The organism is Stenotrophomonas rhizophila (assembly GCF_000661955.1).
In the GTDB taxonomy this organism is placed as follows: Bacteria; Pseudomonadota; Gammaproteobacteria; order Xanthomonadales; family Xanthomonadaceae; genus Stenotrophomonas; species Stenotrophomonas rhizophila.
This window is the reverse complement of sequence record NZ_CP007597.1, coordinates 2616933-2630596: the sequence shown is the minus strand read 5'-3', so window position 1 is coordinate 2630596 and position 13664 is coordinate 2616933. Positions and strand designations below refer to the sequence as shown.

General features: G+C 68.8%; 12 protein-coding genes. 10 read left to right on the top strand and 2 right to left on the bottom strand.

Annotated elements, in window-relative coordinates; genetic code table 11:
- The first annotated feature begins 16 nt into the window (after window positions 1-16).
- From msuE to DX03_RS11155, 9 genes are all read left to right on the top strand, one after another.
- Window positions 17-592 (top strand): FMN reductase, encoded by a 576-nt coding sequence (gene msuE, locus DX03_RS11200; protein ID WP_038688754.1) that lies wholly within the window; start codon window positions 17-19, stop codon window positions 590-592.
- 10 nt (window positions 593-602) lie between these two features.
- Entirely contained in the window at window positions 603-1640 is a 1038-nt protein-coding gene (locus DX03_RS11195; RefSeq protein ID WP_038688752.1) for an LLM class flavin-dependent oxidoreductase, read from the top strand.
- A 149-nt stretch (window positions 1641-1789) separates the two neighbouring features.
- Window positions 1790-2152, top strand: coding sequence for a DUF3088 family protein (locus DX03_RS11190; protein WP_038688750.1), 363 nt, complete (start codon window positions 1790-1792; stop codon window positions 2150-2152).
- Between the two features lie 14 nt (window positions 2153-2166).
- On the top strand, window positions 2167-3162 hold the full coding sequence (locus DX03_RS11185) for an MsnO8 family LLM class oxidoreductase (RefSeq protein WP_038688748.1): 996 nt from the start codon (window positions 2167-2169) through the stop codon (window positions 3160-3162).
- A gap of 17 nt (window positions 3163-3179) precedes the next feature.
- Window positions 3180-4523, top strand: coding sequence for an LLM class flavin-dependent oxidoreductase (locus DX03_RS11180; protein ID WP_038688746.1), 1344 nt, complete (start codon window positions 3180-3182; stop codon window positions 4521-4523).
- A gap of 12 nt (window positions 4524-4535) precedes the next feature.
- Entirely contained in the window at window positions 4536-5747 is a 1212-nt protein-coding gene (locus DX03_RS11175; RefSeq protein ID WP_051598846.1) for a M20 aminoacylase family protein, read from the top strand.
- Complete coding sequence (locus DX03_RS11170; RefSeq protein ID WP_038688745.1) at window positions 5744-6289, top strand: GNAT family N-acetyltransferase; 546 nt, start codon at window positions 5744-5746, stop codon at window positions 6287-6289. The genes DX03_RS11175 and DX03_RS11170 overlap by 4 nt, the downstream gene beginning before the upstream one ends.
- Window positions 6286-8025 (top strand): ABC transporter permease subunit, encoded by a 1740-nt coding sequence (locus tag DX03_RS21495; RefSeq protein WP_081797226.1) that lies wholly within the window; start codon window positions 6286-6288, stop codon window positions 8023-8025. Before DX03_RS11170 ends, DX03_RS21495 begins: the two co-directional genes overlap by 4 nt.
- A gap of 29 nt (window positions 8026-8054) precedes the next feature.
- Entirely contained in the window at window positions 8055-9029 is a 975-nt protein-coding gene (locus tag DX03_RS11155) for an ABC transporter substrate-binding protein (RefSeq protein ID WP_038688743.1), read from the top strand.
- Window positions 9030-9032: 3 nt separating this feature from the next.
- On the opposite strand, the gene DX03_RS11150 is transcribed toward DX03_RS11155, so the two are convergent.
- Both DX03_RS11150 and DX03_RS11145 read right to left on the bottom strand, forming a co-directional pair.
- The gene (locus DX03_RS11150; RefSeq protein ID WP_185753336.1) at window positions 9033-9440 is read right to left on the bottom strand and encodes an Imm1 family immunity protein; all 408 of its coding nucleotides are present in this window, start codon (window positions 9438-9440) and stop codon (window positions 9033-9035) included.
- Entirely contained in the window at window positions 9437-12553 is a 3117-nt protein-coding gene (locus DX03_RS11145) for a discoidin domain-containing protein (protein WP_038688740.1), read from the bottom strand. The genes DX03_RS11150 and DX03_RS11145 overlap by 4 nt, the downstream gene beginning before the upstream one ends.
- 551 nt (window positions 12554-13104) lie before the next feature.
- On the opposite strand from DX03_RS11145, the gene DX03_RS11140 reads away from it, so the two are divergent.
- A complete protein-coding gene (locus DX03_RS11140; protein ID WP_038688738.1) occupies window positions 13105-13626 on the top strand; it encodes a helix-turn-helix transcriptional regulator in 522 nt (173 codons plus the stop codon).
- Window positions 13627-13664: the final 38 nt, after the last annotated feature.

The following is a 13664-nucleotide window of genomic DNA, read 5'->3' as shown; positions in this document are numbered from 1 at the left end:
TACAGGGAGCATTGCGATGTCATCTGCATTGAACGTGGTCGCGCTGATCGGCTCGCCGAACAGCTCGGCCAACTCACGCACGCTGTTGCTGGTACGGCAGGTGCTGGACCAGCTGCGGCACCGGCTGCACATCGATGTGCAGTGGGTGGAACTGGCGCCGATCGCGCGCTCGTTGGGGCAGGCGCTTACCCGCGAGGAGGTGGAACCGCGCATCGAACAGGCGCTGCAGCGGATTGAAGCGGCCGACCTGCTGATCGCCGCTGCGCCGGTGTACCGCGGCTCGTATCCTGGCCTGTTCAAGCACCTGGTGGACTTCATCGGACTGGAGGCGCTGGTGGATGTGCCGGTGCTGCTGGCGGCCACCGGCGGCAGCGAGCGCCATGCCCTGGTGATCGACCACCAGCTGCGCCCGTTGTTCAGTTTCCTGCAGGCGCACACGCTGCCGATCGGCGTGTACGCCACGCCGGCCGATTTCAGCGACGAGCAGGTCAGCAGTGCCGCGTTGCAGGCGCGGATCGTGCTGGCCGCCGAGCGTGCCGCGGCCCACCTGTCACCGACCGCTGCGCCGCTGCCGTTGCGCCGCATCGCCTAGGTATCGGCGCATGCAGCTGCGGCATCTGGCCTTTCTCACCCCGGGCAGCTTCCGGCCCGACGATCCGCGCAGCGGGCTGGACGATGCGTTGGCGCTGATTGCCTTTGCCGAAGCGCTCGGCTACGACGGCGCGTGGGTGCGGCACCGGCACCTGGAGCCGGGCATCAGCTCGGCGGCGGTGTTCCTGGCGGCGGCCAGCCAGCACACCCGGCGTATCGAACTGGGCACGGCGGTGATCCAGCTGGGCTACGAAACGCCGTTCCGCCTGGCCGAGGATCTGTCACTGCTGGACGTACTGTCCGGCGGCCGCCTGCAGGTGGGCGTGAGCGCCGGACCGCCGCCGTTTGCGGACCTGGTGGGCCACCTGCTGTTCGATGGCGATCCGGCGCGGATCGACTTTTCGCATGCGCGGGTGGGGCGCTTGATCGAGGCGCTGCACGGACATCCATTGGGCGACACTGATACGCAGGTAGGCAACGCGGTCTCTCAGTACCGGCCCCGCCTGCAGCCGCATGCGCCCGGGCTCGCATGTCGGCTTTGGTATGGCGCCGGTTCGGTGCCGTCGGCACGCTGGGCGGCCGGGCAGGGGCTGCACCTGCTGCTGGGCAACGTGGCGCGCGCTGAAACCCATGCGGATTTCGTGAACACCCAGCGCGAGCACCTGGCGGTGTATCGCAGCGGCCTGGCTGATGGCGCGACCTCACGCGTTGCCGCCGGGCGCGTGCTGGTGCCGCTGGACGGCGCCGACGCCGCCACCCGCCAGCGCCTGCTCGCATTTGCCGCGCTGCGCCATGCGCGCACGCTGGAACCGCAGGGACCGCGGCGCACGTTGTTTGCCGCAGACGTGGTGGGCAGCGCGGCGCAGATCGTGGACCTGCTGCAGGCCGATCCGGTGCTGCAGCAGGTGGACGAGCTGCGCGTGGAGCTGCCCTATGAACTGCCCGCCAGCGACTACCGGCGGATCCTGCAGATCGTGGCCGAACAGATCGCGCCGGCGCTGGGGTGGGCGGGCGCTGCCGCTGCGCCGCGGTTGCGAGCGGCCCCATAACCCCAGGCGTTTTGCATATGGCCAACGCGCATTTGCGTGGCCGGATCCGACCGCTGATTGTCGAGTTACGACGTAGGCCGGCGCGGCCACGTCTCTAGCATCAAGGTTCCAACGGCGCGCTGCCGCCGGCCACGACGAGGAACGTATCCGTGTCTGCTTATCCCCCGAACAAACCCATCCTGTTCCTGCTCGACCGCGAATTCGAAGACGGCCAGCTGCCGGGCCAGCGCTTCTTCTGCCGGCACAGCCTGTTGTTGGAAGGCGCGCTGTCCAGCATCGAGGGACTGGACGCGCAGCTGGACGTGCGAAGGATCGGATTTGCCCGGCCGCGCCGCGAAGTGATCGCCGAGATCGGCGAACAGGACCAGTCGCTGCCCAAGCTGGTGCTGCCCCAGGGCGTGCAGTCGGCGCATGCCAGTGGCGCGCACGACGACCGCCAGTACATCTCCGGTGCCGAACCGATCCTGGCCGCACTGAACGGGTTGTTGGGCATTCCCGTGGCCCATCCCTGAGCAAGGAGTACACGATGAGCTACCTGACCAGCGTGCTGGACAAAAGCCCGATCCGCGATGGCGGCACACCCGAGCAGGCGCTGCGCGACAGCCTGCGCCTGGCCCAGCATGCCGAGCACCTGGGCTACCACCGGTACTGGTTCGCCGAACACCACGCCACCCCGCAGCTGGCCAGCCCCGCGCCGGAAGTGCTGGCGGCCTGGGTGCTGGCACAGACCGCGCGCATCCGCGTCGGCACGGGCGGGGTGATGCTGCGCCACTACGCGCCGTACAAGGTGGCCGAGACCTTCAACCTGCTGGCCAGCCTGGCCCCGGGCCGGGTGGACCTGGGCATCGGCAAGGCGCCCGGCGGACTGCCGGCCTCCACCGCGGCGCTGGCGGCCGGGCGTACGCCGGCCGGCGCGTTCGAGCAGCAGCTGCACGATCTGGAAGGCTTCCTGTCCAGCAGCCTGCCCGCCGACCACCCGCATGCCGCCGCACAGGCGCGGCCGCTGCCGCGGACGCCGCCGGAGCGCTTCCTGCTCGGGGCAAGCCCGCATAGCGCGCGCCTGGCGGCCGAGCTTGGCTGGCGTTTCGTCTATGCGGCGCATTTCGATGGCGACCCGCGCAGTATCGAAGCGGCGTTCAACGCCTACCGCGCGGTGTCCTCGCAGGCCCCGTTGCTGGCCACGGTGGCCTTCGCTGCGCCCACTGCGGAGGCGGCCGCACGCCATCTGGGTGCGTTGCGCATCTACAAGCTGCACCTGGGGCCGGGGCAGACCGTCAACCTGCCCAATCCGGAAGCCGCGGCCGAGTATGCGCGGCAGGTGGGCGTGGCCGACTACCGCATCGAAGAGACCCATCCCAGCGTGCTGTCGGGCGATGCACAGCATGTGCGCCGCGCGCTGGACGACCTGCACCAACGCTTCGGTGTGGGCGAATTCATCCTGGATGCGCCGGTGGCCGACCTCGACGCACGCCTCACCTCACTCGAACTGCTGTCGCCCGCGCCCCGCGCGGCGGTGGCCTGATCCCCCAGGAGAACGCCATGAGCAAGACCCCGCGTCCCATTCCGTTCGGCATCATGCTGCAGGGCCCCGGCAGCCACATGCATGCCTGGAAGCATCCCTCCAACGTGGCCGATGCCAGCGTCAACCTGCAGTACTACATCGACGTGGCCCGCACCGCCGAAGACCATGGCATCGCGTTCGGCTTCGTTGCCGACGGCCTGTACATCAACGAGAAATCGATCCCGCATTTCCTCAACCGCTTCGAGCCGATCACGCTGCTGTCGGCGCTGGCCACGGCCACCACGAAGCTCGGCCTGGCTGGCACCTTGTCCACCTCCTACAGCGACCCCTATACGGTGGCGCGGCAGTTCGCCTCGCTGGACCTGATCAGCGGCGGGCGCGCGGGCTGGAACGTGGTGACCTCGCCGCTGGAGGGCTCCGGGCGCAACTACGGCCGCCCGCATCCCGATCATGCGCTGCGCTACCAGATCGCCGACGAATACCTGGAGGTGGTGCAGGGCCTGTGGGATTCCTGGGACGACGATGCCTTCGTGCGCGATCGCGACAGCGGCACCTTCTTCGCGCCCGGGAAATTCCGCCGGCTGGACCACAAGGGCCGGTTCTTCCAAGTGGAAGGTCCGCTCAACATCCAGCGCTCGCCGCAGGGGCAACCGGTGATCTTCCAGGCCGGCGCGTCTGACGATGGCATCGCGCTGGCCGGCAAGTACGCCGATGCGGTGTTCACCCACGCGCCGTCGCTGGAAGAAACCCGCGCGTTCACCCAGAAGGTGAAGAACGCGGCGATCGCACACGGTCGCAGCGCTGCCGACGTGAAGATCTTTCCGGGCATCGGGCCGATCGTCGGCGCCACCGCGGAAGACGCCGAAGCCAAGTACCAGGCCATTGCCGCGCTGGCCGGGCTGGACGATGCACTGGCCTACCTGGGGCGTTTCTTCGACCACCACGATTTCACCCAGTACGACCCGGACGGCCCGTTCCCGGAGCTGGGCGACATCGGCGCCAACTCGTTCCGTTCAACCACCGACAAGATCAAGCAGGACGCCCGCGCGCATGGCCTGACCCTGCGCCAGGTGGCGTTGCAGGCGGTCAGCCCGCGCCCGAGCTTCATCGGCACCGCCGAGCACGTGGCCGACGAGCTGATCCGCTGGTTCGAGGCCGGTGCCAGCGATGGCTTCATCCTCGGCTTCTCGGTGCAGCGCGAGGGCCTGGACGACTTCGTCAGCCAGGTACTGCCGATCCTGCAGGCACGTGGTTACCACCGCGGCACGTTGGAGGGTGGCACCTTGCGTGACCACCTGGGGCTGCCGCGCAAGGCCAGCCGCCATGCCGGCGACACCGCACCCGTGCGCAAGGCGGGCTGAAGGAGCATCACGATGAACATCCTGCACCGGCCCCCGGTTGATATCGTTCCCCTGCACGGCGGCGTGCTGCCCGCTATTGCAGCACGCAACGCCGACGCCATCGCGATCCGCCACGACCTGCACCAGCACCCCGAGCTGGCCTTCGAAGAGCACCGCACCAGCGCCCGCGTGGCCGAGCTGCTGCAGCAGTGGGGCTATGCGGTGACCACCGGCGTTGGCGGTACCGGCGTGGTGGGCACGCTGCAGCGCGGGCAGGGCAGTCGTCGCCTGGGCCTGCGTGCCGACATCGATGCACTGCCGATCCATGAGGAATCCGGGCTGGGCTACGCCAGCCAGCGCGAGGGATTGATGCATGCCTGCGGGCACGATGGCCACACCGCCATCCTGCTCGCGGCCGCGCACTACCTGGCCCACCACGGGCGCTTCGACGGCACCCTGCAGCTGGTGTTCCAGCCGGCCGAGGAAACCGGCTCGGGCGCAACGAAGATGATTGCCGACGGCCTGTTCGAGCGCTTCCCGGTGGATGCGATCTACGGGTTGCACAACTGGCCCGGCGTGCCGGTGGGCCATTTCGGGTTCGTCGACGGCCCGGCGATGGCGTCGGTGGACTGGGCGAAAGTTCGGGTGGTGGGCAAGGGCGGCCATGGTGCCGAACCGCAGGGCAGTGTCGACCCGATCCTGGCCGCCGCGCATATCGTGACCGCGCTGCAGAGCGTGGTGTCGCGCAATGTCGATCCGCGCCAGATGGGCGTGGTCACGGTGGGCTCCATCCATGGCGGCAAGGCAGCCAACGTGATTCCCGATGCGGTCGAGCTGACCCTCACCGTGCGTGCCTATCTTCCCGAGGTGCGCGACACCCTGCGCCGCCGCGTCACCGAGATTGCAGAACACACCGCCGCCGCCTTCGGTGCGCGTGCCGAGGTCGAGTTCCCGCGTGGTTTTCCCAGCGTGATCAACCATCCCGAGCAGACCGCGTTCGTGCGCCAGGTGGCGTTGGACGGCTTCGGTGCGCAGCAGCTGGTGGACGGGTTCGCGCCGCGCACGGCCAGCGAGGACTTTGCCTTCCTGCTGCAGGCCCGGCCGGGCAGTTTCGTGTTCGTGGGCAACGGCGACAGTGCGCCGCTGCACAGCCCGCGCTACGTGTTCAACGATGCAGCCATCGCGCCGGCCGCCAGCCTGTGGTCGCGGCTGGCCGAGCGTTACCTGGTGGAGGATGCGGCATGAGCGACCTGTTCCTGTACACCTCGGTGCACGACCCGCTGGCCAAGCCGCTGTTCGATGGGCTGGAGCAGGAGTACGACAGCCGCTACGCGGATGTGCGCGGGCGCATCGGTGGCAGCGCCCGCGAAGAACTGGAGCGTTACCCGCCCGATGCCTTTGCCGCACCCGTAGGGGCGTTCGTGCTGCTGCTGCGCGACGGCGTAGCCATCTCCGGCGGCGCCTTCATGCCGCACCGCGATGCCGACACCGCCGAGTTCAAGCGGATCTGGACGTTGCCGGGTCTGCGCCGCCAGGGCATCGCGCGACGCGTGCTGCAGGAGCTGGAAGACCAGGCCGCGCGGCAGGGCTACCGGCGCGTCTACCTGACCACCGGGTTCCGCCAGCCCGAAGCGGTGGGCCTGTACCTGGGTCATGGCTACCGCGCGTTGTTTGACCTGCAGGCCGACCCGGAAACCGTGGCCCACCTGCCGTTTGAAAAGCACCTGCCGCTACCGCACCCGGCTGCCAACGCCGCGCCGCCGCAGCGGCAGGGAGTCCACGCATGAGCACCCCATCCAGCACGCTGCCGGGTATCGTCGCACCCGCCACGCCATCGCCCGCGCTGCGCATCGTGCCGGCGCGGCATCCGCTGCAGCTGGCCGGTACCGTGGTGGCGCTGGCCCTGATCCTGTTCGGCCTGCAATCGGTGCTGGGCAACCCGCGCTGGGGCTGGGGCACGTTTGCCGAATGGTTCTTCGCCCGCCCGGTGCTGGAAGGGTTGGCCCGCACGCTGTGGCTGACCGCCCTGGGCACGGCGCTGGGCTTCGGCCTGGGCACCGTGCTGGCACTGGCGCGGGTGTCCGGCTCGCCGCTGCTGGCGGCGGTGTCGTGGGGCTACGTTTGGCTGTTCCGCTCGATCCCGCTGCTGGTGCTGTTGCTGCTGCTCAACAACCTGGGCTATCTGTACAGCACCATCGCGCTGGGCGTGCCGTTCACCAGCATCACGCTGTTCTCGTACCCGACCACGCAGCTGATCGGCGTGTTCACCGCGGCGGTGCTGGGGCTTACCCTCAACCAGGCCGCGTTCTCGGCCGAGGTGATCCGCGGCGGCATTCTCTCGGTGGACCACGGCCAATACGAAGCGTCGGCGGCGCTCGGGTTGCCGCGTGGCCGGCAGATCCGCCGCATCATCCTGCCGCAGGCCATGCGTTCGATCCTGCCGGCCGCGTTCAACGACGTGATCGGGCTGGCCAAGAGCACCTCGGTGGTCTACGTGCTGGCGTTGCCGGAGCTCTTCTACACGGTGCAGGTGATCTACCGGCGCAACCTGGAAGTGGTGCCGCTGCTGATGGTGGCCACGGTCTGGTACCTGGTCATCCTCACCGTGCTGTCGCTGGCCCAGCATCGCATCGAGCGACGTTTCGCACGCGGCCAACTGCAGCGGGAACGTACGGTGTCCAAGCTGCCACCGCGTACGCCTGCAGCGGGCAGCGCTGCCCGTGCCGGTTCGCGCCCGTCGATCGCCCCGGTGCTGCAGGGCAACGGCGCCACGGTATCGCTGCAGGGCGTGGGCAAGGTGTTCGGCGACCAGACCGTGCTTGAGGACGTGCACCTGGAGGTGAGCGCTGGCAGCGTCACCGTGCTGATCGGCCCGTCCGGCGCCGGCAAATCCACCCTGCTGCGCCTGATCAACCACCTGGAGCGTGCGGATCAGGGCTTTGTGACCGTGGACGGGCAGCTGGTGGGCTACCGCCGCGAGGGCGACACGCTGTACGAGTTGCCGGAAGGCGAGATCCGCCGTCGGCGCGCCGACGTGGGCATGGTGTTCCAGGGCTTCAATCTGTTCCCGCACCTGACCGCGCTGGAGAACATCGTCGAGGCACCGATCGCGGTGCGCGGCCTCGCCCGCGCGCACGCCGAGCAGCAGGCGTACGACCTGCTGGAGCGGATCGGCCTGGCCGACAAGGCGCACGCCTATCCGCGCGAGCTCTCCGGCGGCCAGCAGCAGCGCATCGCCATTGCCCGCGCGTTGGCGCTGCAGCCCAAGGTGCTGCTGTTCGATGAGCCGACCTCGGCACTGGATCCGGAGCTGGTGGCCGAGGTGCTGAGCGTGATCGAAGAGCTGGCGCGCTCGGGCACCACGCTGGTGATCGTCACCCACGAGCTCGGCTTTGCCCGCCGCGTGGCCGACCACGTGGTGATGATGGACCAGGGCCGGGTCGTGGAGCAGGGCCCGCCCGAAGTGGTGTTCGACCGGCCGCGCCAGCCGCGTACCGCCGAGTTCCTTGCAAAGACGCTGTAACCCCCTTTCACTTTCAGCAGGGAAACCGCATGAACGCCCCCCACAAACGACGCGTCTCCACCGGCAGTGCACTGGTTGCCGCGGTGCTGGTGATCGGTGTTGCCGGCATCGTCTACTCGCGCGTCGAGCAGGGCAGCGACGCGGCACCGGCTGCGCGCGCCACCCTGGCCGGTGATGCCGCGCCAGCCTTGAACGGCACGCCGGATCCGAAGGCGGCGGCCCTGATCCCGGCGGGCTTCACCTTCGTCACGCCAGGCACGTTGACCGTGGCCACGCATCCGGCGCAGCTGCCGCTGGCCGATTACGGCGCCGACAACAAGCAGATCGTGGGCGTCGAACCGGACATCGCCCGGCTGATCGCCGACGGCCTGGGCCTGAAGCTGGTGCTGGTCCCGGTGGCGTGGCCCGACTGGCCGCTGGGGCTGCAGTCGGGCAAGTACGACGCGGTGATTTCCAATATCACCGTGACCGAAGCGCGCAAGCAGAAGTTCGACTTCTCCAGCTACCGCTACGACCTCCTGGGCATCTACACCCGCACCGATGGCCCGATCCAGAAGATCACCACGCCCGCCGATGTTGCCGGGCTGAAAGTGGTGGTGGGGGCCAGTACCAACCAGGACCAGATCCTGCGTGCCTGGGACCAGCAGAACATCGCCGCCGGCCTGAAACCGGTCGAGTACCAGTACTTCGACGACGCGGTGGTGGGCCGCCTGGCGGTGATCACCGGGCGCGCGGATGTGTCCTTCGAGCCCAACGCCACCGGGGCGTATTCGGCGCGCGACGGCAAGGTGCGGCGGGTGGGGCTGTTCCCGGGCGGCTGGCCCGATGCGGCGGCGATTTCGGTGACCACGCGCAAGGGCAGCGGGTTGGCCGAACCCATCACCCAGGCCTTGAACACGCAGATTGCCTCGGGCACCTATGCCCAGGCGCTCAAGCGCTGGAATGTGAGCGAAGAAGCGGTGGCGCAGTCGCAGACCAATCCGCCGGGGCTGCCGAACCTGTAAGCGTCAGGACGCCAGCCAGACGATGCCCTCGGGCTTGTCGCCACCACTGTGGAGAAAGGTGGCCACGGCACTGAAGCACTGCTCGACCGCCACGCACCAGGAAAGCGGGTAGGTGTCCACCTGCCCGTTGCCGAGCACGTAGTCGGCCGATCCGATGCGCGTGGCATCACCGCAGGAACGCACGCCGGCATCGCCTTCAACCGGAATGTACATCAGCCAGGCATGGACACCGTTGCGCAACATGCACAGGGTGGCACCGGTCGGCGCAGTCGCCCATAGCTCGAAGGCCGGCAGGGTGTTCGCCCGTGCGAGGGCTGCGTCCACCTGTGCTTGCGTTGTAGCGGCCACGCTCTGGCCGTTGAGGTCCAGCTCCATCGCGCTCGCGTTCCTCTGTTCGTCTGTTGCGTTCACCAGCGCGCTTCAAGCGTGCGGAACGGCTGCGCCAGCCGCACCCCGTCGGCATCGTAATCGCGTACCGCGCGCCCATCCACGCGCACGCTGGCCGGGCGCGTGCGTGCCGGCCACCACACGCGCACGGCACTCTGCTTGCGCAGGCCCGGACCAAGGGTGACCCGCAACGTGCCATCGTGCTGCCGCGCCTCCATCTGCAGGGTGCCATAGGCGGTGGGCAGGCGATCAACCGCCAGTCCTTCCCCGGCCACCCACGACGGTGGGGCGCCCGGCAACAGCGACAGCGCATCGTCGTCCTCGCGCATCAGCATGCCGAACAGCGTGCGCCCGTACTCCGCGCCGATCCAGGTGTGCGGCATGTCGCCCAGGTAGCGCGGGAAGCGCAGCCGCGAATGCACCACTTCGGCGAGCACCTGCCATTCCAGCGGGCGGCGGTCGTGCAGCAGGCCCTGCAGCAGCTCGTCGGCGGCGTCGGGCTGGTTGAGATGCACGTAGCTCAGCACGTTGCGGATCTCATACGGCGTGTAGGCATACAACGCCCCCGGCTGGTTGCGCTTGCGCACGTCCGCCAGGTAGCGCGCGAACGTGGTGCGCAGCGCCTCCGCGGGCAATACGTCCTGCGCACCGGTGGGGTCCAGTGCGATCGACACGCCGGTCGGGTCGCCGTCGCCCAGGTCGGCCGAGGAGGGAATGAAGTCGATGCCCTTCCACGCCATGGTCGCGCGGATCGAGGCGGCCAGCGCATCGTGCAGTGCGGTGTATTGTTCGCGCGCCCAGCGGGCGGTGTCAGGGTCGCCCAGCGATTCGGCCAGCCAGGCGCCGTCGTGCCAGCCCTTCAGGCCCCAATAATCATCCCAGTAGCTGTGCGTGGGCGAGGGGTAGCCTTCGTGGCTGATCGACGGGGCCAGGATGCCGGCGAAACGTTCCGGTGACGGTTGGCTGGCCATGTAGCCCGGCACCAGTGTGCGTTCGCGCAGCGCCTGCAGAAAGCGCAGCGCCGCCTTCACCTTGGGCAGGTACGCGCGCACCGATTCGGGACCGCCGTCCAGCCGCGCCACATCGGCGACCAGCGAAACGTACTGGCCCTGGCTGTCATATTCGATGTCCGAGCCGAAGCCGGTGTTGACGCTGCCGTCGTCGTTGAGGATCGGCGAGACCAGGCCGTTGGCGTGCACGCCGTGTGCGCTGTACCAAGCCAGGTAATCGCGTGCGACCTTGGCCTCGCCCATGCGCAGCAGCACCGCCGAGGTGGCCATGCCGTCGCGGATGAAGGAGCGGTTGTAGTTGCGCGGTCCCGGTTGCATGGCCGGGCCGGTCTGGTTGATCAGCATGTACGCGGCCTGCGCGCGCAGCATGTCCACCAGCGACGGGTCGGGCAGGCGCAGCCCGACCTGGCCCAGCCGTGCCTGCCAGTCGGCCGACACCTCGGTGGCCAGCGCGTCGTAAGCGGCGTCGGGGTCGGCGGGCAGGTTGGCCAGGTCCAGCGCCGGTGCATCGGGCAGGCTGCCGTTGGCGGCGGTGGGCGCGGTGCCCAGCGGGAAGGCCAGCACCACCGAGCGGCTCGCGCCGGGCGCAAGCTGCACGCGGTAGGCCAGCGCGGCGGCCGCGAGGCCATCGGCGTCTTCGGCGTGCTGGGCGGCGGGCAGCATGCCGCTGGCGATGGCCGTGGTGATCTCGCTGCTGCCTTCGTTGCCGAACGGGGCCGCACCGGCGGCATCGACCGGCGTCAGCGACTGCAGCAGCGGTCGCCCGTTGATGCGCACCGCGCGGCCCTCGATGGCCACCTCGCGGATCGGCGACAGGCCGCCGTTCTGCCACGGCGGATTCATCTGCATCGGGCGTACTGCCAGCGTCAGCGTGCCCGCCACCGGCGTGGTGCCGGTATTGCGCAGCCGGTGGCGCACGAACGTGACCGGTTGGCCGCCGCGCTCGATGGCGAAGGTTTCGCTCTGCAGTTCCAGCCCGGGTTGCGGCGACCAGGTGGCCGACGGCATCGGTTTCCAGCCATCGCGCAGGGCGTGCGCTACCGGCGCTGCAGCGGCACCGGCCGTGGTGCCATCGGCGTTGCGCCAGATCGGTTGCACCAGCGGTGCGCCCTTGAACGCTTCGAGGTTGCCATACTCGTCGAAGATCGATTTCTGCCGGCCGGCGTGCACGCCCACCGCCGTCCAGTAGGTCTGCTGCAGGTGCAGTGAGGCCGGGAACAGGGCGCGCTGCGCGCCGCTGGCGGCCACTTGATAACGCTTCATCGGGGTCATCACCGCGGCCGGCCCCAGCAAACGCAACCGCGCGATCCGCGGGGCAGTGCCGGCCACGCGCAGGCGCAATGCCTTCGCTGTCACCGGTGCGTTGCCGGCCAACCAGCTCTGGGTGCGGCTGCCGGCCTGCGGGTCGCGGGCGAGGTCGACCCAGCGGCCATTGGCGTCCTGCGCCTGCAGGCGGGCGGCACCGTGACCACCGGCCCAGTCGACGGCCAGCCCGGTGGTGGACTGCGCGCGCGGCAGGGTGATTTCCAGCTGCGATTCGCCGCCGGCGTGTGCGGGCATCGGGACGCTGGCGTCGCCCTGCCACAACGCCGCCGCCTGGGCCGGATCCAGGCCGGCCACGCGTGCGGCTGCCGTGGTATCCAGCGGCTCAAGCTCGAAGATCGACACGCCCCAGTCGGAGGTCTTGTCCGGGCTGGCCAGGCGCAGGTAGCGGGCCTGGCGCGGGGCGAAGAACAGGGTTTCGATCCCGCCCAGCGAATCCCGCATGGTGTAGGCGGGCTGCCAGTGCGTGCCGTCCACCGACGTCTGCAGGCTGTAGCCCTCCGGGTTGGAGACATCCCAGGTGATCCGCGCGCCGCCCAACTGGGCGGGTGCGCCGAGATCCACCTGGAACCAGTGGCCCGGGCTGAAGGCGCCGCCGGTGACGGTCTTCGGGTCGCCATCGATCAGGTGACTGACCGCCATCGCGGGCACCTGCTGCGAGGAGCTGCTCGCCTGCCACTGGGTGCGGGGCGGCAGGTTCTGCGCCAGGCCGGTGGCGGCCAGCGCCAGTGCGGGGAAGAGCAGGGCGCGTGCCAGGTGGCGGGGCGTGGGCCCAACAGTCCAACGTTGAACATGCAGCCGCATCGACGCGCTCCCGATCCTCTGGCCCCAACGGCGGGGCAGGGCACACGCTAGCAGGCGTTGTAATCGTTTACATGACGCGTCGCAATATCACGGTTCGGTGGTCCGGACTGCGTTGGGTTCACAGAATCGGGTGCCGGTGGTGGTGCGTGAGCACGTCCGCTGCCCACGATGGGAACACACGAGAATCCGTCGATGAAAAGGAGCTGGAGATGACACGATTACGTGCGCCGTTATGGTTGTCATTTGACAACCTGTACTCGGCGCTGCAAGCTGGATATCGGTGATGGGCCGACCGGCTCACCCGAAGAAGGAGGTTGAGGTGGCCCTCCGGTATGCCGAAGCGCGTGGTTGGCGGGTTGTTCCGGGTGGCAGTCATGCTTGGGGACGACTTTACTGTCCGTATAAGGACAGAGATTGCCGCTGTGGTGAGTTCTGCATTACAAGTGTCTGGAGCACCCCGAAGAACCCTGGCAATCACGCACGCGCGCTGCAGCGCATGGTGGATGGCTGCACCGTGCTTGCTGCATCACGCACCGCCGAGGAGTAGCGGCATGGAATTTACTTTTACCCTGAAGTACCACCTGTCCGAGACCGATCAGGATCCTGATGCCCTGGTTGAACGGCTCGCGGAAGCTGGCTGCGATGATGCGCTGGTGGGCGTTGGCCTGCCAGGGCGGCTCGCGCTGGCGTTCGTTCGTGAGGCTGACAGTGCCGATGCAGCCGTACACAGCGCGCTGGACGACGTTCGGAGTGCCGTTCCCAGCGCTCGCCTGATCGAAGTTTCTCCTGATCTGGTGGGTTTGACCGACGTCGCGGACATTGTCGGTATGAGCCGTCAGAACATGCGCAAGTTGATGCTTGCACACGCCGACAGCTTTCCACTGCCTGTGCACGCTGGCAGCACCTCGATCTGGCACCTTGCCGATGTGCTGGTTTGGTTGCAGGGGCGGGGTGGCTATGTGCTGGAAGGCAACCTCCTCGAGGTGGCGATGACGGCATTGCAGGTCAACCTGACCAAGGAGATCTGCCGTCTTCCCTCTCCGACATCCAGGCGTGTTGCGCACCTCCGTTGAGGGGCGCCCCGCCCGGGGGATCGCCCATGGCTGGCATC